The sequence below is a fragment of the Spirochaetae bacterium HGW-Spirochaetae-1 genome, assembly GCA_002839375.1.
GTDB lineage: Bacteria > Spirochaetota > UBA4802 > UBA4802 > UBA5550 > PGXY01.
On sequence record PGXY01000003.1, the window covers coordinates 162325 to 188234 of the forward strand.

The following is a 25910-nucleotide window of genomic DNA, read 5'->3' on the forward strand; positions in this document are numbered from 1 at the left end:
TACAATTTAATCTTCTCAAGCATTTTATTATTTTTCATTTCCATCTTCGCGGCCTTCGCGTACTTCCAGTGAGCCCTCTTTCAACTTATTTAATAAACGCATCCACCTGTCCGGCCAGCCACTCAGTCCACCCCTCCATGCCCTGGCCGGTCTTGGCGCAAACCTCCACGATCCTGATGTCGGGATTAAGCCTTTTGACACGCTCGTGCACGGCCTGGACATTGAAATCGGAAATGGAAAGATAATCGATTTTACTGATGATAAGAATGTCGCAAATTGAAAACATGAGAGGATATTTCAGCGGTTTGTCATCACCCTCGGGTACGCTGAGAATCATGGCGTTCTTCACGGCGCCCGTATCAAACTCGGCAGGACAGACCAGATTGCCCACGTTTTCGATGATGACCAGGTCAAGGTCCTTCAGGGAAAGGGCGTCCACGCCCTGAAGGGTCATGGTAGCGTCGAGATGGCAGAAGCCCCCTGTTCGGAGCTGCACGGCCGTTACTCCTTTTGACTGAATGGTCTCGGCATCGACAATGGAATCGATGTCGGCCTCGATGACGGCCATACGGTATTTCTGCTTCATCATTTCAATGGTTTTTACGAGAAGCGTGGTCTTGCCCGCGCCGGGCGACGACATGAGGTTCAGCAGGAAGGTCTTCTCCGATTTCATCCGCGCCCGAACACTGTCTGCCAGCTTTACGTTATCCTGCATTACATCTTCTTTCACCTCTATCAGCCGTATCTGGTCCATCAGTATGCCTCCATGTTGTTGATAAAATACTCACGGCCCGAGATGAGGGAAAAATTATCCTTTTCATCACACTGGGGACAGTGGGCCTTGTCCAGGTCTTTCACCGATACTTCGAACTTATTGCTGCATTTCCCGCATTGGAGCACCACGGGAACACGGGTGATCTTCAGCTTTGAATTCTCCGCCACGGTGCCCTTACTCAGGTAATCGAAATATTTCTGCATCCATTCATCAATAAGGTCTGTCATTTCACCCACACTGAGCGAGATCGACACAACCTTTTTCACATTGTTGGTCTGGGCATGTTTGATAACAACGTCCAGTATCCGTTCCATGACGGCCATTTCGTGCATTGCAGTACCACACCATTGTATAAATTTACCTTTGCAAAACAGGTTGCAATACCATACATGTATATCCTGATGTGACAAGCATTATTTTTTTCGATGCATGCCTCTTAAAACGTCAAAACAATAATGCCCCCGGCAATTGAACATCATGTTCGTCACGAATTAATCGTTGCCGCCCCCACGGGGGGCTTTTAACTTTTAAAAACTGCCGCGAAAGCTTTGGTGCAACACATATTTGCGAAATGGAATGATGGTTTATTAACCCCTTACAGGGGTGGCGACTTCTGATTTAGATACATCTTTAATTAATTCGCCGGGGCGTATACCACACACTGACCTATTGCAGACTCTATACAAAATGATGAATATTGCATGATTATCTTTCATCACAATAAACACGGTTCATCATAAAATTTATTTTTTCCTTTCTTTAAAATATGAACTATATAAATATCTTCCTGAATTTATAATAATTTATATACCATCGAGGAAGGGAAACCCATGGCAGTAAAAACAAAAAAGAAACGAATAGCAATCACCGGCGCGTCGGGATACCTGGGCATGCGCCTCATGGAAAAACTCCTGGCCGATAAAAATGTTGAATTTATCACAGGCCTCGACGTCAGGCCGCTGGATATGAACGATAAAAAACTCTCCTTTTACCGCATGGATATCCGCGACCGGTCCATGACTGACATTTTTAAAAAGCACGGCGTTGATACGGTCTTTCACCTCGCCTTTGTCGTTACTCCCATTCATGACGAAGCGCTCATGCACGATGTAGATCTGAACGGTACTGCCAATGTCCTTACCGCATCGGCCGAGGCAGGTGTCCGGAATATCATCGCCATCACCAGCACCCTGGGATACGGCGCGCACCGTGATAATCCACCTGTGCTCACCGAGGCCCATCTTCTCCGCGGCAACAAATCATATCCATACGGATACAACAAGGCACAGACCGATATGCTGATACAGGACTTTGCCGCACGGAACCCAAAAATGACTGTGACCATACTCCGGCCCTGCACGGTCTTCGGGCCCTCGGTAAACAATTATGTGTCGCGCATGCTTTTCAAGCCCGTCACGGTGAGCATCATGAATCATGATGCCCCGGTCCAGTTCGTCCATGAAGACGATTTTGTTGATGCATGCCTGCTGGCCATGAACAAAATGAAAGGCGGCGCCTACAATATTACCGGCGACGGCACCCTGGCGACGAGCGAAATCGCCCGGATCATGGGAACTAAAACAGTACCGGTTCCTTTCTTCATCATGGCGCCGCTCCTGGAACTCCTGTGGCGACTCCGTGTTCCCGGCATCGAGGTGAACCGGGGATACCTGGAATACATCCGCTTCCCCTTTGTGGCAGGCAATGAAAAGGCGAAGAAAGAATTGGGATTCAGTCCGAAATACAATTCCCTGGAGACCCTCATGGAAACGGTCAGGGTGCACAAAAATGTTCAGAGTTAAACGCAAAGCACATCGCACTGAATTTTCATCAAGAGACACGACGGGAGCCGCGTTTCTGCTGGCGTCCCTCTTTTTAATGGGACTGTATCTCAGCTGGAAAGGCGGGCCGTATCATGCGGCCCTGTATATACTCCTCTGGGTACTATCCTACATCGTCATCTACGCCGGAACATGCCGGCACTGCGCCTATTACGGGAAAAACTGCCCTGTTCCCCTGGAAGGACAGTGCGTCCATTATTTTTTCAAATCCTCAGGTAAACCTTTCACCTTCATGGCCCTGTTCTGGGCTTCCGTATCGTATCTGCTGCGCGTCATTGTTCCAGCATATATCCTGGTGGTGCACGCCATGGTTTTCTTCGGCGCCGTCTATCTTGGCATTTTTATACTGTACTGGTTTCTGCACCTTCGCATAACAGGGTGTTCAAAGTGTGTCAATACGGGGTGTCCCCTTAATCCTGATTACAACAAATAAGTACTGAAATATATTTTTAAATATTGCACAGGAAGATCGCGAAGGTCCCCCGGCGGATAAAGGGTAAGGTTCGACATGAACTCACCATCGCCGCCCCCGGAGGGGGCTGATAAATGGATAAAATACTATTGTACAGAAAGGCCGCTAAGTTATAGGCAAAGATCACCACGGAGACACAGAGGGCTTGATTGAGCGATAATGTTTTGACAGATGTTATAGAAATAACATATAAAATACAATGTCCAGAGTGATATCACAGATTTTCAATAAACAATTTACATACAAGATCTCCCCCTTCTCCGTGCGGAGAAGGGGGCAGGGGGGATGAGGTCTAGGACAGCTTCTCCACGGCTTCCCTGATCAGGGCACCGATGGGGATATTTCTCGGGCATGCCGATTCTGCCTTTGCGTAATCAAGGGCAAGAAGGTTATTCCTGATTTCCGGAGATATTCCACTGTACAGGTTCCGGGCCATTTCCTCGTTGCCGTAGCTGTTATAGTACATGAGGCCCCGCATGATATCGCTGACTACCGGGGCTTCGGGCATGGCCGCGTCACAGAGATCAGCGCAGCCCGCGCAGTAGCCGGAACAGGTCGAGAGGGCATACTCCCTGAACACCTTCATATCGGCCCTGGTAAGTTTTACTTTATCCAGGGCCGCCTCGGCGTTTGTCGCGATCAACGCGGTATTTTCCATGGTGATACAGGCAGCAGCTATCCTGGTGTCGGCAAGCACGGCTTTCAGCTTTGCCTGTCCCTCGGAAAATCCCTTTTTAACAAAATGGTCTGTGAGCTTTTTATCGCCGTCGGAGCTGATGGACAGACCCATGACCTTCATGGCAATGAGACCGATATTGGCTTTTGCGCAGGCGTCAACGGCCTTCTGCATGTCCGGTTCCTGCATAAGTCTGAAGTTATACGACGTCATAACAGCATCGATCCAGTCGAGCTTTGAAGCGGCCATAAGGCAATTGGGCATGTTCTTGTGAGTACTGAATCCAAAGTATTTAATCAGCTTACGCTTCTTTGCACCCTCGGCCCATTTCCTGAGCTCCGGAGAGAGCTGATCAGGGCTGCTGCAGCCGTGTACGCCATAAAAAAGATCGATGTAGGAAGTATTCAGTCTTTTCAGGGAGGTTTGCAGGCAGTCCTCCACTTGATCCGGTGTTCTTGCCCCGGAAGCCTTCGATACAAGAAATATATCTTTTCTCTTCTCGGGATGCTTCTTTAAATAAATTCCCATGCCGATCTCACTGTTTCCCTGTGCATAACCATGTGATGTATCCCAGTGGGCTATGCCCCAGTCGAGGGTCTTTTTAAGCAGTATCTGCTTGTCGACAACATTGTACATGACGCCGTTAGAAATGACCGACACCATGACTCCCGTTTTGCCGAGCTTTCGCCTCGGGATGCTGGGTAAATTTCCAGCATTCGCCATGGCAGCGTCCAATTCCTTATGACCTCCGGCAAGACCCATGGCTGTTCCCACTGTTATGGTACCGGTGATTTTCAAAAAATCCTTTCTGCTCATACGGTTATTTTCCATTATGTACCTCCCTCGTTACATATTTTCCTTTTCTGATTGTCATATTCCTTTCGGGATTCCTGGTTTCTCCTTCCGCAGAAATCCTTACGGCCTTCAGCCCGTGCACGGGGCACTCGTGTTCGCATATCCCGCAACCCACGCATTTTTCAATGTCCATATACGGCCTCTGCAGATGTACGAGTACCTCGGCCGAGGAATAGTTACTGCGGGAAATTTTTTCCGTGGTTTCGATTTCCCCTGTACCGTTTCCCTTGATCCTGTATTTTCTGCCGCCGAGCAGGAGAAAATAGTCGCCCGACGAATACATGCCTTCTATCAGTTTATCAGACTGAAGTTCAATACGGCTGCCCATAATTTTTTTCACCTGTAAAACGCCATCTCTTACGGGCGAATAAAAGTCATCGGTATAGATCGCCTTGGGGCTCACGGGACAGTTCTCCTGACAGACAATGCACGGCATATTCATGGCCCAGGGAAGGCAGCGAGACCGGTCAAAGAAGGCAGTTCCGATTCGCACGGGTCCGCTCTTGCGGTAATCACCTTTTCCATGCTTTTCTTCAAGCGTGATGGGCCTGATGGCAGCGGAGGGACACGATTTTCCGCAAGCTACGCAGGCATGCTGGCATCCGCTCGTCCCGATTCGAAAGTTCAGCACCGGCGTCCACAGGCTTTCCATACCACGATCTAATCCCGCGGGCTGTATGATATTTGTCGGGCATATCCTCATGCACTGCCCGCACCGCAGGCACCTGGCGAGAAATTCCTCTTCGCCGATAGATCCCGGCGGCCTGATACAATCATACTGCCAGTTGTTATCGGTCTGCCCGGATAGCCTCATTGCCGGGAGGAGAAATATCCCGCTACCCAGCGTTGTCAGAAAAGATTTTCTGGAAACGCCGGGGCCTTTGATCTCGCCGGCCGTCGAAGCTGAAGCCTGGTAACTGATCGTGCCATGCTGACAATCGTGCAGGCAGTTAAAGCACAGCACACACTCCGCCTGCCGTATCTGACCCGCCGGCTCACACCCTCCTTCGCATGAGCTGTTGCAAAGGCCGCATTCCGTGCATGCATTTTTATTCTGGCCTATTTTCCATATTGCCAGGCGACTGAATATCCCCATGAGCGCCCCAAGAGGACAGAGAACCCTGCAGAAAAATCTCGGTATGACTATGTTCAGCAGCACAAGCGCCGCGAATACGATGAGTATGACCAGACCCCCTTCATACAACCGCCCCGCAGCGGATGAGACATGCGATGAGCCGTCAAGCACGGGAAGGAGGATAAGATTCATGCTCCTGGTGAACAGCGGCAGGGGATCAAGAAGGCCCGTCATGAGGCTCCCGCCGACAACCGGAAAGACGGCCATGACAAGAAAAAGAATCAGGATATAATATTTTATGACATATATTTTTCTGTAGCTGTTGAGCCGTATCTTCTCCCTTTTCGGCTTTTTACCGTGGGCGATATATCCCGCGAATTGATGAAGGGCGCCGAAGGGACATATCCATCCGCAAAAAAATCTTCCGATGACAAACGTAAGAGCAATTACAAGGACTGCCCAAATGAAATTATGATAAAGGCGGTGTGTCGACAGAACCGTGCCAATAGCGGAGAGAGCATCAAGCTGGAGAAAAATATTAACGGGCCATCCCCTGAGCTGCCAGAATGACTCGCCCAGGGTATTGACGATACAGAGCCATATGAACAAAGTGAAAAAGAATATCTGGCTGATGCGGCGTACTGACGTAATCTTCATCGTTCTCAGACCTCGATCTTCACCGGTTTCAATGATGCATAATCGGTTGTGCCGGCCCCGGCTTTTTCAGCCATGGAAAGATAGGGCAGGTCCCGAACCGCCATTCCCAGAAGACCGGCTCCAAAACTGTCGGCAGCCACCTGGTCGGTACTTGCGATAATCGTGTTTTTTTTCGTGAGATCGGAAAGGGAACCCCCGGTCGGACCGTTCTGCATCATAACATCAAAGCCGTCGAGCACAACAAGCGTCGGCTTGAACATCATGGTAAGCTCGGTTATTATAACATGAATATCCTGATGAAAAATGTTTCTCCTGCCGCCCAGGAGACCGTACCAGTTTTTCATGGTCATGGAAGCGCCGCTCCGGTGGTGGCTCTTTACCGGAGCAGTGCCGATAAGCTTAGTCGCACCCATGAGAGGCTTCGAGAAGACCGGCCAATTCCGTATCAGCCTCCCTCCTTCCAGAGTAAGCTTCTCAAAAAGATTTTCCCCGGGATAAATGAGTTTCGCCTTTATTTGTGCCGCGGCCTCCTCAATCCCGCTGAGAAGATAACACCCCGCAGGATCATTGATGGGATTATCCATAATCGAAACGGATTCAGCTCCCGCCTCAAAGCACATGCGGGCAATACCCGTCACAATCTCCGGGTGGCTCGTTGCACCGAGTGAAGGCGATGACGCGAAGGCGATGTTGGGTTTGATGATGACCCTGTCGCCCCGGGTGATGAACCGGTCCATGCCGCCCAGGAGTTCTATCGCCTTCTTAAGACATGCTTCCCTGCCCGCCCCCCTGACCACTGACATGGATTTACCGGAAATGGCGGGAACGGTAAAATCGGGAAAATTCGCCTTTTTACCATCGGGGCCGGTAACCGGGCCGGTTCTATCATACAGAAGGTAGGAAATGCCTCCCGTAGCAGCAACGGCGCTCCCTGCTGCGGCGGACCGCTTTATGAATTCCCTTCTTGTTATGTTTATTGTATCATCAGACAATTTACTCACCGCCCGAATTTTTCCTGATTGCATTGTATAAAATTTCAGAAACTTTTATCGCCCTATCTTTTGTATCAGCTTCATGGACACCGGCAACAAAATCCCCGGCGTGAAATATCGTCTCATATGACTCATCAAAATTCAGGAGAGTCATATCCTTAACCGAACTCCCGTTCTTTTCAGCAACAGCGCCCTCGTTCACAAGAAAGCCCGTATAGTTTTTTATTACCGCCTGCCTTTTGTTATAATCATTTGGGCCCGATATAAAAACCGTAGTCGTGACGCCATCCACAAGAAATTTCGCGCTGTAGACACGGGAAAATCCTTCCATGCCGAAAGCGTCATTTAAATAATAAATTTCACTCTGCGGAACAAGCTCAGCACATTTTAAATAATCGAGAACATTGATACTCCTGGCTGCTCCAAGCGTATCTCGTATCTTACGGGAAATCTCTGCTGCCGCGTCCTTTATGATGGCACCGCCCTGGGAACCATTAATTTCAATATAATAGGCCCCAGCTGCCATTACCTCGGAATTTTCAGTGGTATAGCAGTACTGAACATCGGGTCTGCTGACCCCATCGGCACGCTTCTGCTGACTGTACACGGAAAAAGCGTTATTGAAAGAGCCCATATCATACAGGAAGATCTCAATCCAGAGCCCCTTCTGAACAGTATGCATATATCTCCGCGTCACCAGTTCCCTGAAACCTGAGGAGAGGTAAAGAGGTGCTTTTCCGTCTATCTTTTCATAGAGTGTAACGGCATCATATATTTCTGCATCTGTATAAACACGAAATCCGGCAGGTACAAGAGTTGCCGTATCAAATGTATCACCGTGTTTCTTTCCAGTACCGACGGTTTTTCCACCGGTACTAATTTCCTTGTATTCAAGACCGTATTCCGACAGGTTATAGTGAGCCTGCTTCAGTAGAATAGCCACTGCCACCAGGGCCAGGGCCGCCAGTATAAAGGCACCGATAATGGTTTCTCGTTTTATTGAATGGTCTCGTATCATGGCATGCTTATACTATTTATTTGTATCACGGACTACATCATTGTTGCAACCCTAATTTTTAAAATAGTCTCATTCCCGACGAATGAAATTGATCCTCTGACCCCGGCGGACCAACTGTCTTACTACAGGTACCCACGCTCGCCACCCCTGAAAGGGGTTTAAAACCACCTTTTAAAAGTCCCCCTCTGGGGGATTTAGGGGGCTTACCCCTCCGGGGTACGGCTCATTACTAAAGCCAGGGCAGAATTCCTGACAGTGAGCCCATTAAAAATAGGGTACACGGAGAGGGAGATTCAAACTTGGATTGACAATGGATAATTGCCGTATCTTCCTGTCCGTGTTTGATGATATTCTTTGATTGATACAAAAAGCGGGAGCAAATAAATGAGCGTCTTCGAAATCATCATGCTGGTCTGCTTCGGTGCAGCCTGGCCCTTTTCCATACATAAATCATGGACATCACGTTCGGTGAACGGTAAAAGCCCGGTCTTTCTTCTCATTGTCATGGCGGGATATTTGTCGGGAATTCTGCACAAGTATCTGTACAATTTCGACGGGGTCGTGTACCTGTACATGATCAACTTCACCATGGTGGCCGTTGATACACTGCTCTATGTCAAAAATCTGCGGCTGCAGAAGACAGGCGCCGAATCTGTGTAATCATATATTCCAGGTTTGATCCAGGTATCTTCAGCGCTACCTATTCCCCCGGACTGGCAGACTTTCCATATATGCCAGGACCTTATCGATAATAATCTTAAACCATATCGTATAGTTCCCGGGATTCTCCCGGAGATCGCCCATGAGGTCATCTCTACCGATCCATTTGACCTCTTCAATTTCTTCATTATCATAGGATATGGGGCCGTCGTAAAATCCCGTGAAGACATGATCGATCTCATTCTCGACAAGATCGCTTCCTTCCAGCCTGGCCCGGTAGTGAAAGACAAAGGCTTCAGTGACAGGGCAATCAATTCCCACCTCTTCACGCAGACGGCGCAGCGATGCGGTCTCCGTTGATTCCCCCGGCCGGGGATGGGAGCAGCAGGTGTTGGACCAGAGCCCCGGCGAATGATACTTGTCGGCGTGACGTTTTTGAAGCAGCAATTCCTGTTTATTGTTGAATATAAATATGGAGAAGGCACGGTGGAGCAGCCCTTCCTCATGGGCCCGAAGCTTTTCGCAACTGCCCGCGGGATTGTCATCTTCATCGACGAGAATAACGGAGTCTGGATTCTCAGTGATCATATTGCCCCTCCCCCGACGGATGAATATATTCCCTCCATGCACCACCAGTCGTCACCCCCGGAGGGGGTATATCAATTTTTCATTCAATTTAACGATTAAATACGTACCAGCCCCAACTGGGGGCGGCGAAGGCCAGTCTCTATTAAAACAACCGATTCTTCCGCCGAGGGCCGTGGTGATCCAGAATCACACTACTTCACATCAATCCCCAGCAGGTCGGCAGCGTATTTCACCATTTTTATTTCTTCCGGCTCTGTGGTTTTTTTGACTCCCTCTTCCCTCGTGACACCTCCGGCACGAACAATTCCCGCCATCTCCCAGGCGTAGGGATGAAAATGGAATCGTTCCCTGTGCAGGTGATTGGCCAGAGCATTCAGCGTACAGTTGCTGGAGTTGGGGTCCGTGTCCAAAGGCTTTTCCCACCCCCAGGAAGTGATCTCCTTCAGGATGGTTGCTTCATGATATTCAATGTAGGCCAAGGGGTGAATATTAACTGGCCACTTTTCAGCCGGAATATGCATTTCCTCATCAGTGAGAAAATATGAGGATACATCTTCTTTACAATTCTTTATTATAGGATCGCGGACTGTTTTATTCGAAAAAACTTGGAGCCGCGGACTGGTCTGCATGATAGCCGAGTTTATGGGAGCCTGTCCCGGTGACCAGCCGTAGGCCACGAGGGGTATGTCCATGCGCAGAGCTGTCTTCAGTACAAGTGATTTAACAAAGCCAATGCAGGTGGTACATATTGAACTGGCACGGTCCAGGGTCTTGGTATTATACAGGTCCTGAGTAGCCGCCATGGTAAAGGCCGCCTTCAGCTTTTTAAACGGCGGACGAACTATCATGCTTGTTGCACCGCAGTAATCCGTCATGCGCGTTATGTTGTCCATGGCCTTTTCCGAGATGAAGCCATTGTCGAAGGTAAGGGCGAGGACATTCATTTTATATGTTTTGGCAAGATAATGCATAGTATAAGTCGAGTCCTTGCCGCCGCTGAATCCCATTATCACGTCATAGGCATGTCTGCCGCGCACCGTTTCAATGAGCTCTTCAAACTTTTTTACATATATATCTTTTTTCTCATCGTCGGTAACCTGGGCATTATGACAGTAATTGCATACACCGTCCTTATCAAATTCTATACCGGGGAAGGTATCGGGAAGTACACACTTGGAACAATGTTTCATGACAACTCCTCTAGGCCACGCCTTTTTTCTTCAAAAAATTAACCAGATTATTAATGCTATCGAGGTTTTCAGGAACCAGTTCCTCATCATCGATCTCGATGCCGAATGTCTCCTCAAGAAACATGACCAGTTCAAGAACCCCTGTGGAATCGATTACGCCGCTCTCGATAAGAGACTCCTCGGGACCCAGGGAAACATCCTTCCGGCCAGCGACAAAGTTCTCCTTAATAAAATTTATAATCTGATCCTGTACTGCAACCATGATATGTACCTTCCTTAAATTATTTGGCAATATAGTGAGCCTAATGTGGAATTACTTTCAATGAGTATAGTATTAAAAAAACACTATTAATAAGCAGTAATAACCTTAATGCAAGGACAATAAAGAGTTTGTCAAAAAAAATGTCAAGATTAATATGATCAGGCGGATATTTGGAACCCCTTGAAATCCAGCCCCCATGAATATATTAATTGCACATACAAATCCACTTTCACCGCCTCCTAAGGGGCTGAGAAAAATTCAATATTTAAAAAAAGAACAAGTCATTAACCCCCTTCGGGGGTGGCACCAGAAGATTCTTAAATTGTATCAGCCCTTGTGCCGGGGGCTTGCAACAAAATGATGATGCAGCAATTGCGTGGAGATTATCCCGGCCACGGCCATATCATCCCGGGCGCTGACTGCGGAGCCATTATCATTAAAAACCTTTTTCTTCAAAGAACGCACCGATGCAGCATCAAATATGCCGTATGAATCTATGGAATCATCTTCAAGCATCTGTGCTGAAAGAGAACTCCCTTTTTTGAAACAATGACTTATGGGTGCACGGTAGGGCTGTTTTGGACGGTTCACAATCGACGGTGGAAGCATATCCTGGTATGCTTTTTTCAATACATATTTCTCATTGAGACCATATATCTTATACTTCGGCGGAATTTTGGCAGCAAACTCCACAACACGGTAATCCAGGAAGGGGAACCGCCCCTCAACGCTGTTACCCATCATCATGCGATCACCCTGGGAAGAAAGGAGATACCCCGGCAGGAAAAGTTTGGACTCAATATACTGTGCCCTGCACAACGGATGCCACTTCATCATGGCTGGATTGAGATACTGCTCAACTCCACGCAGCACCGCCTCACCGTTAAAGTATTCACGATAGGCATCGGAGAAATATGACTTAACCTGGGCAGTGTTGTCCCAGCGAATCATGTGGGAATACCAGGGATTGCCGGTATCAGTTAGTCCCTTTTTGAAAAAAGCCTGCCAGAAACGGAAGGTCCTGGGGTCCCTCTTGATATAGGGATAGAGAGACTGCAAAAGTTTTGGCCGCTTAACCGACAAAGGATTACGGGCCCAAAACCGTCGGATTTTGTCTTCCTTGAAGATATTGTAGCCGCCGAAGACCTCATCAGCCCCTTCACCGGTGAGTACCACTTTAATATTCTGGCTTCTCACCAATCGAGATAGAAGGAAAAGGGGCCCGGGCGCTGTACGTATAAGAGGCTTTTCCGAATAACGCACTACATCGGAGAAGACTTCACCAATATCCTCGTTACATGCCCTGATTATGTGGTGGTCTGTGCCGATGTGTTCTACCATCTGCATCTGGTAATCCGATTCATCATAGTCCTTTTCATCAAAGGCCACAGAAAAAGTTATGAGGTCGTTATTATGATGTTTCTTCACCATTCCGGCAATCACCGATGAGTCAAGACCGCCACTGAGATAGGCCGCCACCGGAACATCGGCGCGAAGCCGTATAGTCGTGGCGTCATAGATAAGTTCCCGCAGGCCATCCACGTAATACTGAATTGGCTTATCATCGTATTCGTTTTCTTCCGGATAATCCAGGTCCCAATACTGCCGTGTTTCCATGCGGTCACCCGATACCATGAGCATGCAGCCAGGCGCCAGCTCACTGATATTTTTAAACACGGTGCGGGGTGGGATATTTCCCCAGAGAGAAAAGACCTCATTCAGACCGGCCGGATCGAATTCAGGGTTCACCATAGGATGCTGAAAAATGGCCTTCATCTCAGAGCCGAAGATCAGGCTTCCATCACCTGTAACGGTATAGAAGACGGGACGAATTCCTAGCCGGTCCCGCACCAGGACAAGACTCTTCTTCTTCTCATCCCGCAGGGCGATAGCGAACTGACCATTCATGTGATGCACAAAGTCCAGGCCATACTGCTCGTAAAGGTGAACTATTACCTCGGTATCACTGTGGGTATAAAAGGAGTGTCCTTGCTTCACCAGTGTTTCGCGAAGCTCAATATAATTAAATATTTCACCATTGAATACTACCACGATTGACCGGTCTTCGTTATAGATGGGCTGAGAGCCTCCCGAAAGGTCAATAATACTGAGCCTGCTGTGTCCCAGAGCCACGGGACCGTTGCAATAAAAGCCCGTTTCATCGGGTCCCCGGTGATGCAGGGTCTTTATCATGTCCGCAATCACTTTTTGTGAGGCTGACGTATTGGATCGTCTGTTGTAAATGCCGACTATACCGCACATATTCTCTTTTTCTCTCATAAACAGGATTAACCATGAAATGAATTTTCATAGCTGTTGCTGATAAAATAGTAAAAAAACAAACGGTTCAATACAAATTTGTACCGGCAGGATTACGGGAATGTTAAATTGGCGGTGGTTAAATATTTAGTAGGACTAAACTTAGATAAAATAAATATGCCACAGAGACACAGGGGCACAGAATGTTGGGGTGAGCGATGACGGTTATAAAGAAGAAAACAGGAAGGACACGAAGTTGCTGGCTAAACAGTTTGATAAATCAGAATATATTCAGAAATATGCATTTGAATTTAAAAAAAACCGAGGGGTTGTTCCATAGCTTAGAAAAACCTCATCCTTTCCCTTGTTCGCGGCCTTCGCGCTCTTTGTGTAAAATCAACTTAAAAAACAAACATTCTCATTCAGATATCAAACCTTCAATTCATGAGGCATTTCCCGCAGATGGGCTGTAGCGCGGTTCTTTGCCCGGAAGTCCCGGTAGGCCCGTTCAACAGCATCGCTTGAGAGATCCAGCACCTTCGCCGCCTCGTGAGCATCGATGCCGTGTTCCCAGGCGTAGAGAAGATGGTCCAGCTTGTCAAAATCGATTCTAAAGAAGAACTCCTGGTCGGTGACAGGAAGACTGAAGGTGTCGGGACTGGGTGCCCGGTCTATGATTTCGGATATCACATTGAGATACCGGGAAATTTGATATATCTGGTTTTTATACAGGTATGACAGGGCTTCCATGTCATTGCCGCCGTCACCGAACTTACAGAAGTCACCCAGGATCATCTCGGTACGATTGGTAGTCCCGGCTACCACCATACTGCGCCGCTCCGCCTCCCAGTATAGATTAATCATCCTGGCCCTGATTTTAATGCTGGCGAAGGCCGTTACGGTGTGAAAGGCCTCAGCATTGAGCCGTTTCGTCTTCAGGGTCCCATCGGGAAGCTGCACTTGCAGCTTATAGAAATTAAAGGCGTCACGCTCCAGGAGATCCGTAGGAAGGGTAATATTGAATTTGTACCCGGGCTGGAATTCCGGCACCAGTTTTTTGATATATTCATCGCGCCAGGTGTATCCTACCACGCTGTCCACGGTCTTCGATATGTCCACAATCCGGTATTCTATACCCAGCTGCTTCGCATGTTTTTCTGCAAACTGGCTGCTTATAGGATTCGATTCCTTTTCCGGAAGTATAAGCCCCACGACCTTATCCTTTCCTAGGGCTTCCACGGAAAGGGCTGCCATGACGGCCGAATCGATGCCGCCGGAAAGACCTACAACGATTCCGGTTCTTTTATATACATTTTGGACCTGATCTATCAGGAAATCGGATATTTTTTTTACTTCTTTTACAGGATCAATTTTAAGGATATCGAGATTGAATGACATGGAAAACACTCCTCTTTGGAAATTATACAAATTTGTGACAATTTATCGATAATCAACGGAACAAATCAATCTCTATTTTAGAAAATTTCATCCCGGTCAGGCTCTTTTTTCGTTGACACCTTTATGGGCATATCGAGAATGAATTAAACAGGACAATATAGCCACAGTCTGAAGTGCCCCCGGCGGATAGAGGCGATGCATTTTTTTAAAATCGATGTCGCCACCCCCATAGGGGGTTAAAACGGCCTCCTTAATGTCTAGATAGAGGGGGACTTAAAAAGGTGGATTTTAAAACCCCTTCCAGGGGTGGCGGCCGTGAATACTTGTAGCAAGAAAGTCGATTCGCCGGGGTCCGAGGTTAAAGATTAACCGCATCAGCCAGCGTCTCTGCGCGAATTGTTAATTCATTTTTTATCAGAATCGAGTCACTAAACAAATCACACATTCGAGGAATAACACTATGAAAAAAATACTGGTTACGGGCGGCGCGGGATTCATTGGATCCAATTTCATCCATTATATGTTGAAAAAATATCCCGATTATGAAATCATCAATTTCGACACCCTCACCTATGCGGGCAATCTTGACAACCTGAAATCTATTGAAAAAGATAAAAGATACTCATTCATACAGGGTGATATTACCTCCAACTCCGATGTGGAAGCAGCTATGCAAAAAGCCGATCATGTGGTCCATTTTGCAGCCGAATCACATGTAGACAGAAGCATTGAAGGGCCCGAGGTATTCATCAAAACAAATGTTCTGGGTACCCAGATACTCCTTGAGCAGGCACGGAAACACAATATCAAGCGTTTTCTCCACGTCTCCACCGACGAGGTATACGGCAGCCTGGGCGAAACGGGTTTCTTTACCGAGGAAACGCCCCTGGCCCCTAACAGCCCCTACTCGGCCAGTAAGACCGGCAGTGATCTCCTTGTGCGGGCCTATTTTCATACCTTCGGGTTTCCCGGCATCATCACACGCTGCTCCAATAACTACGGGCCATACCAGTTCCCGGAAAAACTCATTCCTCTTATCATCAGCAATGCCCTGGAAAACAAACCCCTGCCGGTATATGGCGACGGCAAAAATATTCGAGACTGGCTCTATGTAGAGGACCATTGTTCGGCCATCGACACAGTCCTTCATAAAGGTGAGCCCGGTGAAGTTTACAATATCGGCGGCAATAATGAATGGTATAATATCGATATCGTCAAGCTGATCCTGAAAGAGCTGGGCAAGCCCGAGTCCCTCATCACCTACGTGAAGGACCGCCCCGGCCACGACCGTCGTTATGCCATTGATGCCACGAAGATGAAAAATGAGTTTGGATGGGAACCGGCGATTCAGTTTCCTGAGGGGATTAAAAAAACCATTCAGTGGTACGTAAACAATCAGGAATGGATTGGCAGGATAAAAAGTGGAGGATATCGGAGTAATTAATATATCTGAATTAAAAAAATGTCATTAAAAGCGCATTTTGATTTGACTCTCTGTAAATCTTTAGTATATTCTAAGGATTTTTCTTCCCAGCAAGGGGTTTCCAGTCTCAATTGAATATCTATTTTTTTCACACAGGGAGTAAGACTATGCCAGCAATCAATAATTGTATAAAAACAACATTGTTCCTTCTTTTTTTATTTTTATTAATGTTCTCCACATCATGTTTTTACTCAATAGCAAGAGATGGTAATCGGAATCTATATCCGGAAAATGGCTTTATCATAGATCATGCCTGTACTAATTTTTCTCTGGTACCGGAAGAATGGGTCATTGCTGCCAAGAATACACTTCATATCGCTTACCAGCATACCTCGCACGGGAGTCAGATTACATCGGGAATGGATGCCCTGGAAAATTATCCCTCTTATGGAAATCTCTACCAGTGGAGTGAGGACGGCAGTGCGGGCCTGGATCTTGATTCTTACGATCCCATCATGTCCGGATACCACGATCTCAGCACCGAAGATTCAGAGGATGCATCAGGAAACACTCCCTGGGCGAATGCTACCCGGACATATCTGGATAATCCCAGCAACTATGATATCAATGTGGTGATATGGTCATGGTGCAAAATCAGCGGCCACAATATTAACCGGTATATAACAAATATGGAGAGGCTTCTTGAAGAGTATGGACCTGGCGGGTCGAATAGCCGTGCCGTAGAGCATCCCGTAGAATTTGTCTTTATGACCGGTCACAGCGAGGGCACTGGAGAGACAGGTGCTGCTGCCCTTGCAGCTGAGCAGATTCGCTCCCATTGTATTGCCAACAACCGCTGGCTCATCGACTATTATGACATGGAATGCTATGATCCCGATGGAAATTATTTTGGTAATTTAAATATAGCTGACAATTTAAATTACAATTCAGGAGCTAACAACTGGGCGGTTGAATATCTTAATCGTCACGACGGTGGGCTGATGGACATTCTAACCATGGGTGATGGCGGTTCTTTCAGCGGCTGTACTTCCTGTGCTCATTCAGACAGCCCCCGTGCCGCAACCCTGAATTGTGTACTTAAAGGTCAAGCCGCATGGTGGCTTTTTGCAGGACTGGCAGGATGGGACGGCAATTGATATGCCCAAAGCATCCCTTCCATCCCTCACTATCATTACAGTTTTAATATTGTGTTTCATTCCTGGAATGGCAGGCGCACAGAAGGATACTTCATCGCCCGTTGATACAAAAACCATCGTTGTAATTGTCTCTGATCCAGCAAGCAGCAAAATTAATTCTCTAATAGACAACACTGTTAAAATACTAACCGACATCATTCAACGAGATGACAGATTTTCTATTTCCGATCAGAATAATAAAATCATATTATCCTCAAACTATTCCTCCTTCTTTGAGAAAAACAGGGATACACTCCTGCAGAAATCGATTGACCAAGTATATCATGTTTCCCTATATGAGACAAACAATAAAGCAACAGCAGAAATCAACGTTCTCACTGTCAATAATGAATCTGTTGAAACATTCAATCTCTTCAAGGGTCCTTTAGCAGGAGAATCCATTAAAGATATTACTCGCATACTCAATGAAAAATTCAGCCTCATGCCCGTTCAGGGCCTTTCCGCTGAAGGCGGCATGTCAACAGAAAATATTGGACTGACATGGCACCATATTCCCGGCAGAGATACATACAACATCTTCCGTGCAGAAAACGAGAGAGGTCCCTTTGAGCGCATTGGCTCAACAAATAGTAATTCCTTTATGGATACTACGGCAATCCCGGGCCGGGAATATTTCTATTCAATACCTTCAACTGAAAACGCAGACCTTCCTGTAGATAACAGCTCAATAAAGCGGGGTTACCGAAAATTATCCGCACCGAAACCTGTTGCCAGCGAGGAATATCTCGACAAACTGGTTCTCACATGGGACCCTGTATCTGGTGCTGATAATTACCAGGTTCATCGATACTCGCATGAAAAGGACGAATACGCGCTTATTGCCACAACGAAAGAAAGCTTATACAGCGACAGGTCAATTGATCGGAACACGGTTTGCCTCTACAAGGTGACCGCCTGGGCCGCAACAGGTCCGGGTGATGCCAGTCCCATGGTTTCCGGCAAATACACGCGAACCAGGGATGACATGGTCATGCGCGGCATCGTCCCCGGCTGGGGACAGTTTTACCGTCATGATATCTTCCGGGGATTCCTCTACTCGGGTCTTTTTACTGCTTCGAGTTCTGCTCTTGTCTGGTCAGCAGTAAACCGTTCCAATAAAAAAAAGACATATAATACGGCCACATCGGGCTTTGATGAAAAATGGAACGATTATAAGAGCAGCACCTATTTTTTATGGGGATTTTCAGCCCTTACATCGCTGATCTATATAGCCAACTGGGTCGATATCCTGCTTTATAACGACTCTCTGGAAACTTCAACAGACCGAAACACAACAAACATGTTTTTTCAAAATGATAAAGATATCCATTTCTCTGTCAGCATGTCCAATGATAAAAAAGCAGACCTGTTTTTCTTACAAATAATCCGGTTTATTTAGAGGCAATGTCATGATAAAAACAGCAAAGATGGGCGTGATATTCTTACTTTTCCTCGGCATTCTTCAGGGCTGTTTAGGTGAACGGCTCAATCCCCAGGACCCTAAAGGCAGACACTACCAGTCAACAGGAAATGATCCGGTTGATAATGATCCCCTTAAGGTTGCCGCGCCTGTAATAACACCGGAAGAGGATGTATATAACACGGAAATTGAGGTGACAATAACATGCTCCACGGTGGACGCTGATATTTTCTACACCCTGGATGGAACGGAACCCTCTCGGGACAATGGATTGCGCTACACAGGTTCTCTCGCAATCATTGAAGAAATCATCGTTAGAGCCCGTGCCTTCAAAGAGAGCATGAACGATTCCGATATAACTGAAGCATCATACAGCTTCCAGGTCCCCAATGTCACGTTCAGCCCGGCAGGAGGTACTTATTCGTCTCAACGAAATGTAGTTCTTTCCACATCTGTCAACGAGACCTCCATCCGTTTTACCACGAATGGGTCACAGCCGGGACCGACTTCGCTTTTATACTCCTCGCCGGTCCCTGTTTCCCAAAACACGGTCATCAGAGCCCTGGCATACCGAAATAATTGGCTTGCGTCCAATACAACCCAAGCAAATTATTCCTTCAGTACGGCAGCGCCTATCATCTCTCCCGCACCAGGAACCTATGATTACGATATTACGATCACCATAACAGCCGAAGAAGGCGCAACCATATATTATACTATTGATGGAACAACTCCCACAACAGGTTCACCAGTATATCAAAATGCCATTACGTTTAGCGGCGATGGAAGCACGATGACTGTGAGGGCCATGGCGATGAAGCCCAACTGCAATACAAGTTCCGTTACAGCATCTTCATTTTCCATCAACACTGCGGGATATACTGGAACGACTATCATAGATCACACCTGCAGAGACATCTCACAGATACCCGAAGAATGGATAACTGCCGCCAAGAACACTCTTCACATTGCCTATCAGCACACCTCGCATGGAAGCCAGCTAATATCGGGCATGAGAACGCTTGAAGCTTTCCCATCATTTAACAATTTTTATGCGTTTAGTGAAGATGGTAGTGTCGGTCTTCATTTAGACAGCTATGATCCAATTATACCAGGATACCATGACCTCATTACCGACAGGGATATAGATGAAACAGGAAACACCATTTGGTCGACTGCCACTCGAAACTATCTTAACAATCCAAACAACTTCCATATCAACGTAGTAATGTGGGGATGGTGTAGAATATCAGATGACGATAATATTACGACATATATAGAAAACATGGAACGTCTTATTTCCGAGTATGGTCCTGGTGGAATCAACCCACGTGCAATAGAACATCCCGTACAATTTGTTTTTATGAATGGATGTACCCGAAACTGGGGTCCAACAGGTGCCCCTGGGAGGGCTGCTGCCCAGATACGAGAGCATTGTGAAACAAATAATCGCTGGTATTATGACTTTTACTCCATGGAATGTTATGATCCTGATGGCAATTACTATGATGATAATTATGTTGATGATAATTTGAACTATAACGGAGGATCCAACAACTGGGCTGTAGAATATTTGAATCGTCACCCCGGAGAATTAGTAAATACACTCACAATGGGTGATGGGGGATCTTTTAATGGATGTACATCATGTGCTCACTCAGAAGTTTATAGGGAGGCTACTTTAAACTGTGTCCTTAAAGGCGAGGCTGCCTGGCATCTCTGGGCACGACTGGCTGGATGGGACAGCAATTAGTCACATAAATATTAATTACATTACATAATCCATTAATTTCTTTACATAAAAGATAAGTAATTCATAATCTGCAAGCAGTATTATTAACAGATTATGAGGTTAATCATCATGAAAGGAATCATCCTGGCTGGCGGCAAAGCTACCCGTCTTTACCCTATAACAAAAGCAGTGAGCAAACAGCTATTACCAGTCTACGACAAACCTATGATCTATTATCCCCTGTCCATACTCATGCTGGCGGGCATTCGGGAAATACTTATAATATCAACACCCGACGTCCTTCCTTTATTTAAAAATCTCTTTGAAGATGGAGATAAACTTGGTCTATCCATCAACTATGCTGAGCAGCCCGTACCCCGGGGATTGGCCGACGCCTTTATCGTTGGTGAAAAATTTATCGGCAACGACAGTGTGTGTCTTATATTGGGTGACAATCTCTTCTATGGCCAGAACCTCAGTTCTATTTTACAAAAAGCGGCAATAAAGCAGAAAGGGGCATCAGTATTTGGCTATTATGTACAAGACCCGGAACGCTATGGTGTTGTTGAATTTGATGAGCAGAGCAAAGCAATCTCCCTTGAAGAAAAACCACTAAAACCTCGCTCTAACTGGGCCGTGACCGGTCTCTATTTTTACGATAATCGCGTCATCGACATTGCTAAAAGTATAAAACCCTCTGCGCGTGGTGAAATTGAAATAACCGATGTGAACAACACATATCTGGAATTGGGCGAACTGTCGGTATTTAAACTGGGACGAGGGTACGCATGGCTCGACACCGGCACCTATGATTCACTCATGGACGCGGGGATGTTTATAAAGACCATTGAGGCGCGGCAGGGTCTGAAAGTAGGGGCCATCGAGGAGGTGGCTTTTCGCATGCATTTTATCTCAAAGGAACAGCTTCTTGCAATAGCTGAAGAATATAATACTGATTATGGGAAATATCTCATAAACATTGCTAACGAAAGGTGACACTATGCCCTTCTCGTTCAAAGAATTATCCATTCCGGGCGTATGTCTCATCGAGCCACGGATTTTTCCCGACGACCGGGGATTTTTTTTCGAAACCTTCAAGGCCTCAGATTTCATTAAAAACAATATAGATGGTTTACCCGTTCAGATAAACCATTCGCGGTCCTCAAAAAATGTGCTTCGTGGACTGCACTATCAACTGAGCCCAATGGCCCAGGCAAAGTTGGTGCGCGTTCTCTCGGGGGAAATATTCGATGTGGCAGTGGATATCCGCAAGGATTCCCCTTCTTACGGAAAATGGGCAGGTGAGCTGATAAATTCCGACATCAAAAATATGCTTTATATACCTGCCGGTTTCGCCCATGGATTCTGCGTTATTTCCGAAACTGCCGAAATTGAATACCTTGTCTTCGGCGGCGAGTATTCCCCACAGCATGACCGGGGCATTCTCTGGAACGATCCGGCGATTGGCATACAATGGCCTGTGGAGAATCCGATTCTGTCAGCAAAGGATGCATCACTGCCTTTGCTCAAGGATGCTGAAAATAATTTTATGTATGAAGAAAATAAATAAAACATGCCACAGAGACACTGAGTCACAGAGGGCTAAAGCAGTCGATAAAGTTGGTCAAGAAAATTAGTTTGATGAGTTCATTTTTTTATAGAATCAATTTTTGATACGCTAAAAATAACTCCCTCTCTCAACCTCTGTTTCTCCGCGCCCCTGTGGCATTCTTGATTATTATTAAGAGAGATGTCATGAAAAAGAAAAAATTCCTAATAACCGGTTCGGGCGGACAGTTAGGCCGCGAGTTTGTCCGAATCCTAACCGAGAAAAGCATCGATTTTACTGCACCCGACGAAAAGGAATGCAATATAACCGACAGGGACCGTATGTCAGCCCTCATTAAATCTACCAAACCTGACTTACTCATCAACTGCGCCGCCTACAATGCCGTGGACAATGCCGAGGATGATGCCGACATGGCTTATAAGGTAAACAGTTCAGCACCAGGCTACCTAGCCGAAATCTGCAAAAATCTAAATATTTTCTTCATCCACTACAGCAGTGACTATGTTTTCGATGGAAAAAAGGAAAATCTCTATACAGAGAAAGATGAGCCTAATCCTCTCGGTGTTTACGGACGAAGCAAGCTGGAGGGAGAGAAGGCTGCATTAGAAACAGGGTGCAACTGCCTGATTTTCCGGCTCAGCTGGGTCTTCGGTCTTGGGACACAGAATTTTCTTTACAAGCTCTCGCAGTGGGCAAAGGCAAATCCTATATTAAAAATCAGCGCTGATGAAGTATCAGTGCCCACATACACCGAAGACGTGGTTTTGGCCACACTCATGAGTCTTGAAAAAGACTTATCCGATCTATATCACCTGACCAACACTGGTTATGCATCAAGATATGAACTGGCCAGGTTCTACTTAAAGACAGCAGGACTGAAAAATCTCGTAATACCAGTCGCCATGAGCACCTTTAATACCAAGGCAAAACGGGCTCCCTTTACGGCCATGTCTAATGAAAATATTTCTCAAGCTCTTAACACATCAATTCCAACATGGGAAGATGCCGTAACAAGATTCATCGAAAGGAAAAATTAAAATACGAAATAGTATTTATAAATATTTCAATATTTCAGGAATTACCTCATTGGCAAATTGCTTCATTTTTTCTTCTTCCTTGGAAATCTCATTCAAATCTACAGGCTTGGATATTCTGATAAAACTACCACTAATACCTGTGTTTATGTTTAAAAGGAATGAAAGCCGATATCTTATGCCATCTTTTAGGTTTTTCCCATTTAGATAGTACCAGTAATAAACCAGTAAGCCTTGTTTCTTATCTAAGAATAACAGTCTTTTAACAGGGATCATGTTTTTTTTATTTATATATAAATCTAATTCTTCTTGAGTCAATAATTCATAGCCTTCCCCACGCAAACACACTTCCGGCCGATGAAAAGCTGATAGAGTATCGTTCGATCGAATAATATACAAATAGACAGTATCACTTTTTGCATTCCCGCCTTTTTCCCGGTATGCTCTCATGAGCAAATCATTTGTCCCGAGTACGCTGTAGTAGTTTTCACCAAGTACCTCATCCTGTGATTTCCATCCTCCGATGGAAGCAGGAATCTTATCTTTCAGAAGTATTTCATTAACTGGTTCAGTGATATTATGTTTATCGAAAATGATAAAACCAGCGAAAACCAGTATCAGCATGAACAGTATATACGCATTTAATAATTTTTCATTTCTATTCAAATAATCTTTCAGGCGGATGGAAAGACTCTTGGAATCATGGCCCTGGTTTTTTTCAGGCAACTCATTGAAAACTGCTATGAGTATAACAATGATAATAAAGACAGCCATGCCAATCTCGGAATGCAAGTCATCTAAAGCAATTTTCCCATAGCCATTTACAACCAGGATTGTTATGATAACAATCCTGAGAATATTTGAAACAATTGCAGCAGGAATTGATATTAAATAATCAATCACGGATATAATCTTTTTAGATTGAAACAGCGCCATTAACCATACTATAGAGAACATACTGACGAGGTTGCTGAGCCCGCTGCACTCATGGGTGATTGCAATATGATGCCCATTTACATTTAGTATGTTGCCATTGCGCAGAATGGAAGGGTATATGAAGGAAATAAAAATTTCTGAAGTATATGATGCAAATAAATTAAGTTCAAAGGTGAAGCGGTCAATTATAATTTGAGGAACCGGGATTGCCAGTAAAAGGTATAGATAAATCCCTATATTCTTAATAACAAAATGTCTGCCCAAAAATAATATTGAATTACCAACGATAAAGATATAGATAGCCCATGGAGCAAATATATCAACATTTTTCCATACTGCAAAAAGGTAAATGATTATTGAAACCGTAATGACAAGAAAACCATATAGTTTTTTAGCAGGATTTTCCGAGGCAGGATTATATTTTTTTAATCTCCTTAAAAAGAGCCATATAAAGGCTAATACAACAAGAGGGCCGTGACTGTAATAGGACCCATACCAAAACCATTTATCGTAGAGTATTAGAAAACCATGAAAAAATAAGACTCCACACAGAAGAATGAAAGCGCCAAATTTGAGATACGCGCTATTCTCCCGAGTAAATGCATTCATGAATAATAATCAATTCTAATTTCTGATTATTTTTTTATTGCCTTTTTTATTCCATAGGCAGCTGCGCCACCGCCAAGTATTAATAACATTGAAACAGGTTCAGGAACACCACTTCCACCAGGATGATTATTGGTTTCACCATGACGCTGATTGTTATTTCTATGATGCTTATTATCACCAATACGTCCCATAGCAAATAGTGATGAACTCAAAAACAAACAAAACAGCATTAAAAATAGATACCTTTTCATAAAAACCTCACACTTAGCAATCTCACATTTTTTTTATCTCAATATTTCTTACATCGGACATATTAATCCTTCGATTAATATGTAATATACCGGATATAATGATGTCAACATTAATAAGCTAAACAGGCGGAAAAAATACAAGACAAATAGCACAGCATAATTGTAGATAGTATTTTGCCTACTATTCGGAATATTTTTATTCCGGTTTTTGCAAATCCATGGCAAAATTGAGCAAATCCCTGCCCCTTTTCTTCTTTAGCTTCCGTTTTATGTTGGTAGTATGCCGATCCACGGTACCTTCTTCTATTTCCAATTCGCGGGCTATGGCCACCCTGTTTTTTCCCAGACCGTAGAGCTCCAATATCTGTTTTTCTTTTTTTGTCAGTTTATCCAGCAACATGGCATTTATTTCTTCTCTCTGTTCCCTGCAGACCTCTTCCAGCTCTTTCCACTTCTGGATCTTTCTGCCATATACAAGCCAAGCCTTTTTACCATTGAATTCAAGAAACACTTTTTTCGTCTCAAGCCAGACCCGGTGAAATTTCAGAGTAACAAATAGCTCCTCTTTTAATAAATCATTGTCTCCCAGTTTATAGCCATCCCTGATCAAATCAGAGTAGTCATTCCGATATTCAGGATCGATAATTCTAAGTAGTTTCCGCTGAAGGACATCATGAGTGGATTCAGCCTCCAGTATACCTGCCCCGGCATCATTGCAGTAAAGAATATCATCGCCTATGAAAACGAGGATCATGTCAGGCGATATCTCCCAGTGAATCCTGGCAAGAAGAGCCAGCTCGCTGGCGTTATCTGATTTAACGGCCATTTTATGCCTCTTTTTTATATCATGAAATCGAGCATTTTATATAAAAACTATATGCCACAGCCAAATAATATACAAATTTTAGTATTATTTAAATTATTTATTTTTATAAAGAAAATCATTAATGCTGTACATCGGGTATGCAGCTATGGAGACTGCATCTAATATTTAAACTTGACAGCATATTGACGCATTGTA

Annotated in this window: 23 protein-coding genes; 10 read left to right on the top strand and 13 right to left on the bottom strand. The window is 45.4% G+C overall.

The annotated features are described in order from the left end of the window. Positions 1-85: 85 nt before the first annotated feature. Together hypB and CVV44_05360 are read right to left on the bottom strand one after the other, a co-directional pair. Positions 86-754 (bottom strand): hydrogenase accessory protein HypB, encoded by a 669-nt coding sequence (gene hypB / locus CVV44_05355; protein ID PKL39649.1) that lies wholly within the window; start codon positions 752-754, stop codon positions 86-88. After that, a complete protein-coding gene (locus CVV44_05360) occupies positions 754-1107 on the bottom strand; it encodes a hydrogenase maturation nickel metallochaperone HypA (protein PKL39650.1) in 354 nt (117 codons plus the stop codon). Before CVV44_05360 ends, hypB begins: the two co-directional genes overlap by 1 nt. A 498-nt stretch (positions 1108-1605) precedes the next feature. On the opposite strand from CVV44_05360, the gene CVV44_05365 reads away from it, so the two are divergent. Together CVV44_05365 and CVV44_05370 are read left to right on the top strand one after the other, a co-directional pair. Next, the gene (locus CVV44_05365) at positions 1606-2577 is read left to right on the top strand and encodes a hypothetical protein (GenBank protein PKL39651.1); all 972 of its coding nucleotides are present in this window, start codon (positions 1606-1608) and stop codon (positions 2575-2577) included. Then, positions 2564-3049: a hypothetical protein gene (locus CVV44_05370; protein ID PKL39652.1), complete on the top strand. Its 486-nt coding sequence runs from the start codon at positions 2564-2566 to the stop codon at positions 3047-3049. Before CVV44_05365 ends, CVV44_05370 begins: the two co-directional genes overlap by 14 nt. A 331-nt stretch (positions 3050-3380) precedes the next feature. Here the strand turns inward: CVV44_05370 and CVV44_05375 are convergent, their stop codons facing one another. Genes CVV44_05375 through CVV44_05390 form a run of 4 tightly spaced genes read right to left on the bottom strand, consistent with a single transcriptional unit; the run spans position 3381 to position 8361 of the window. Continuing rightward, a complete protein-coding gene (locus CVV44_05375) occupies positions 3381-4595 on the bottom strand; it encodes an aldo/keto reductase (protein PKL39653.1) in 1215 nt (404 codons plus the stop codon). Next, on the bottom strand, positions 4585-6351 hold the full coding sequence (locus tag CVV44_05380) for a [Fe-S]-binding protein (protein PKL39654.1): 1767 nt from the start codon (positions 6349-6351) through the stop codon (positions 4585-4587). Before CVV44_05380 ends, CVV44_05375 begins: the two co-directional genes overlap by 11 nt. A 5-nt stretch (positions 6352-6356) precedes the next feature. Beyond that, entirely contained in the window at positions 6357-7376 is a 1020-nt protein-coding gene (locus CVV44_05385; protein PKL39655.1) for a Tat pathway signal protein, read from the bottom strand. Continuing rightward, complete coding sequence (locus CVV44_05390; GenBank protein ID PKL39656.1) at positions 7345-8361, bottom strand: hypothetical protein; 1017 nt, start codon at positions 8359-8361, stop codon at positions 7345-7347. Before CVV44_05390 ends, CVV44_05385 begins: the two co-directional genes overlap by 32 nt. Before the next feature lie 384 nt (positions 8362-8745). Here CVV44_05390 and CVV44_05395 point away from each other — a divergent pair, with 384 nt between their 5' ends. After that, positions 8746-9021 (top strand): hypothetical protein, encoded by a 276-nt coding sequence (locus tag CVV44_05395; protein PKL39657.1) that lies wholly within the window; start codon positions 8746-8748, stop codon positions 9019-9021. 36 nt (positions 9022-9057) lie between these two features. Here CVV44_05395 and CVV44_05400 read toward each other — a convergent pair whose 3' ends face one another. The 5 genes from CVV44_05400 to nadE all read right to left on the bottom strand — a co-directional run bounded on the left by CVV44_05400 (position 9058) and on the right by nadE (position 14718). Next, positions 9058-9609: an isopentenyl-diphosphate delta-isomerase gene (locus CVV44_05400; protein PKL39658.1), complete on the bottom strand. Its 552-nt coding sequence runs from the start codon at positions 9607-9609 to the stop codon at positions 9058-9060. Positions 9610-9800: 191 nt separating this feature from the next. After that, a complete protein-coding gene (locus CVV44_05405; protein ID PKL39659.1) occupies positions 9801-10799 on the bottom strand; it encodes a hypothetical protein in 999 nt (332 codons plus the stop codon). A gap of 10 nt (positions 10800-10809) precedes the next feature. Continuing rightward, positions 10810-11061 carry an acyl carrier protein gene (locus CVV44_05410; protein ID PKL39660.1) on the bottom strand — a complete coding sequence of 84 codons (252 nt, stop codon included), beginning with the start codon at positions 11059-11061 and terminating at the stop codon, positions 10810-10812. Positions 11062-11388: 327 nt separating this feature from the next. Continuing rightward, positions 11389-13341, bottom strand: coding sequence for an asparagine synthase (glutamine-hydrolyzing) (gene asnB, locus CVV44_05415; protein PKL39661.1), 1953 nt, complete (start codon positions 13339-13341; stop codon positions 11389-11391). A 408-nt stretch (positions 13342-13749) separates the two neighbouring features. Beyond that, a complete protein-coding gene (nadE, locus tag CVV44_05420) occupies positions 13750-14718 on the bottom strand; it encodes an NAD(+) synthase (GenBank protein PKL39662.1) in 969 nt (322 codons plus the stop codon). A 460-nt stretch (positions 14719-15178) separates the two neighbouring features. Here nadE and rfbB point away from each other — a divergent pair, with 460 nt between their 5' ends. The 7 genes from rfbB to rfbD all read left to right on the top strand — a co-directional run bounded on the left by rfbB (position 15179) and on the right by rfbD (position 23096). Next, positions 15179-16162, top strand: coding sequence for a dTDP-glucose 4,6-dehydratase (gene rfbB / locus CVV44_05425; GenBank protein ID PKL39663.1), 984 nt, complete (start codon positions 15179-15181; stop codon positions 16160-16162). A 398-nt stretch (positions 16163-16560) separates the two neighbouring features. Continuing rightward, on the top strand, positions 16561-17298 hold the full coding sequence (locus tag CVV44_05430; protein ID PKL39664.1) for a hypothetical protein: 738 nt from the start codon (positions 16561-16563) through the stop codon (positions 17296-17298). Position 17299: 1 nt separating this feature from the next. Continuing rightward, positions 17300-18736, top strand: coding sequence for a hypothetical protein (locus CVV44_05435; GenBank protein PKL39665.1), 1437 nt, complete (start codon positions 17300-17302; stop codon positions 18734-18736). A 10-nt stretch (positions 18737-18746) separates the two neighbouring features. Then, positions 18747-20510: a hypothetical protein gene (locus tag CVV44_05440; GenBank protein PKL39666.1), complete on the top strand. Its 1764-nt coding sequence runs from the start codon at positions 18747-18749 to the stop codon at positions 20508-20510. A gap of 108 nt (positions 20511-20618) precedes the next feature. Beyond that, positions 20619-21485 carry a glucose-1-phosphate thymidylyltransferase gene (rfbA, locus tag CVV44_05445; GenBank protein ID PKL39667.1) on the top strand — a complete coding sequence of 289 codons (867 nt, stop codon included), beginning with the start codon at positions 20619-20621 and terminating at the stop codon, positions 21483-21485. Positions 21486-21489: 4 nt separating this feature from the next. Continuing rightward, the gene (gene rfbC, locus CVV44_05450) at positions 21490-22059 is read left to right on the top strand and encodes a dTDP-4-dehydrorhamnose 3,5-epimerase (GenBank protein PKL39668.1); all 570 of its coding nucleotides are present in this window, start codon (positions 21490-21492) and stop codon (positions 22057-22059) included. Positions 22060-22244: 185 nt separating this feature from the next. After that, positions 22245-23096, top strand: coding sequence for a dTDP-4-dehydrorhamnose reductase (rfbD, locus tag CVV44_05455; protein PKL40124.1), 852 nt, complete (start codon positions 22245-22247; stop codon positions 23094-23096). Positions 23097-23111: 15 nt separating this feature from the next. Here the strand turns inward: rfbD and epsI are convergent, their stop codons facing one another. Together epsI and CVV44_05465 are read right to left on the bottom strand one after the other, a co-directional pair. Further along, positions 23112-24638 carry an EpsI family protein gene (gene epsI, locus CVV44_05460; protein ID PKL39669.1) on the bottom strand — a complete coding sequence of 509 codons (1527 nt, stop codon included), beginning with the start codon at positions 24636-24638 and terminating at the stop codon, positions 23112-23114. Between the two features lie 447 nt (positions 24639-25085). Continuing rightward, positions 25086-25715: a hypothetical protein gene (locus CVV44_05465; GenBank protein ID PKL39670.1), complete on the bottom strand. Its 630-nt coding sequence runs from the start codon at positions 25713-25715 to the stop codon at positions 25086-25088. Positions 25716-25910: the final 195 nt, after the last annotated feature.

What these genes read in the sequence shown, in the direction of transcription:
- rfbA (PKL39667.1), top strand. Translation starts at nt 20,619, where the DNA reads ATGAAAGGAATCATCCTGGCTGGCGGCAAAGCTACCCGTCTTTACCCT.
- CVV44_05365 (PKL39651.1), top strand. Translation starts at nt 1,606, where the DNA reads ATGGCAGTAAAAACAAAAAAGAAACGAATAGCAATCACCGGCGCGTCG.
- rfbC (PKL39668.1), top strand. Translation starts at nt 21,490, where the DNA reads ATGCCCTTCTCGTTCAAAGAATTATCCATTCCGGGCGTATGTCTCATC.
- hypB (PKL39649.1), bottom strand. Translation starts at nt 754, where the DNA reads ATGGACCAGATACGGCTGATAGAGGTGAAAGAAGATGTAATGCAGGAT.
- epsI (PKL39669.1), bottom strand. Translation starts at nt 24,638, where the DNA reads ATGAATGCATTTACTCGGGAGAATAGCGCGTATCTCAAATTTGGCGCT.
- nadE (PKL39662.1), bottom strand. Translation starts at nt 14,718, where the DNA reads ATGTCATTCAATCTCGATATCCTTAAAATTGATCCTGTAAAAGAAGTA.
- CVV44_05405 (PKL39659.1), bottom strand. Translation starts at nt 10,799, where the DNA reads ATGAAACATTGTTCCAAGTGTGTACTTCCCGATACCTTCCCCGGTATA.
- CVV44_05380 (PKL39654.1), bottom strand. Translation starts at nt 6,351, where the DNA reads ATGAAGATTACGTCAGTACGCCGCATCAGCCAGATATTCTTTTTCACT.
- CVV44_05465 (PKL39670.1), bottom strand. Translation starts at nt 25,715, where the DNA reads ATGGCCGTTAAATCAGATAACGCCAGCGAGCTGGCTCTTCTTGCCAGG.
- CVV44_05385 (PKL39655.1), bottom strand. Translation starts at nt 7,376, where the DNA reads ATGCAATCAGGAAAAATTCGGGCGGTGAGTAAATTGTCTGATGATACA.
- rfbD (PKL40124.1), top strand. Translation starts at nt 22,245, where the DNA reads ATGAAAAAGAAAAAATTCCTAATAACCGGTTCGGGCGGACAGTTAGGC.
- CVV44_05430 (PKL39664.1), top strand. Translation starts at nt 16,561, where the DNA reads ATGGATGCCCTGGAAAATTATCCCTCTTATGGAAATCTCTACCAGTGG.
- CVV44_05390 (PKL39656.1), bottom strand. Translation starts at nt 8,361, where the DNA reads ATGATACGAGACCATTCAATAAAACGAGAAACCATTATCGGTGCCTTT.
- CVV44_05440 (PKL39666.1), top strand. Translation starts at nt 18,747, where the DNA reads ATGATAAAAACAGCAAAGATGGGCGTGATATTCTTACTTTTCCTCGGC.
- asnB (PKL39661.1), bottom strand. Translation starts at nt 13,341, where the DNA reads ATGAGAGAAAAAGAGAATATGTGCGGTATAGTCGGCATTTACAACAGA.
- CVV44_05360 (PKL39650.1), bottom strand. Translation starts at nt 1,107, where the DNA reads ATGCACGAAATGGCCGTCATGGAACGGATACTGGACGTTGTTATCAAA.
- CVV44_05370 (PKL39652.1), top strand. Translation starts at nt 2,564, where the DNA reads ATGTTCAGAGTTAAACGCAAAGCACATCGCACTGAATTTTCATCAAGA.
- rfbB (PKL39663.1), top strand. Translation starts at nt 15,179, where the DNA reads ATGAAAAAAATACTGGTTACGGGCGGCGCGGGATTCATTGGATCCAAT.
- CVV44_05400 (PKL39658.1), bottom strand. Translation starts at nt 9,609, where the DNA reads ATGATCACTGAGAATCCAGACTCCGTTATTCTCGTCGATGAAGATGAC.
- CVV44_05375 (PKL39653.1), bottom strand. Translation starts at nt 4,595, where the DNA reads ATGGAAAATAACCGTATGAGCAGAAAGGATTTTTTGAAAATCACCGGT.
- CVV44_05435 (PKL39665.1), top strand. Translation starts at nt 17,300, where the DNA reads ATGCCCAAAGCATCCCTTCCATCCCTCACTATCATTACAGTTTTAATA.
- CVV44_05410 (PKL39660.1), bottom strand. Translation starts at nt 11,061, where the DNA reads ATGGTTGCAGTACAGGATCAGATTATAAATTTTATTAAGGAGAACTTT.
- CVV44_05395 (PKL39657.1), top strand. Translation starts at nt 8,746, where the DNA reads ATGAGCGTCTTCGAAATCATCATGCTGGTCTGCTTCGGTGCAGCCTGG.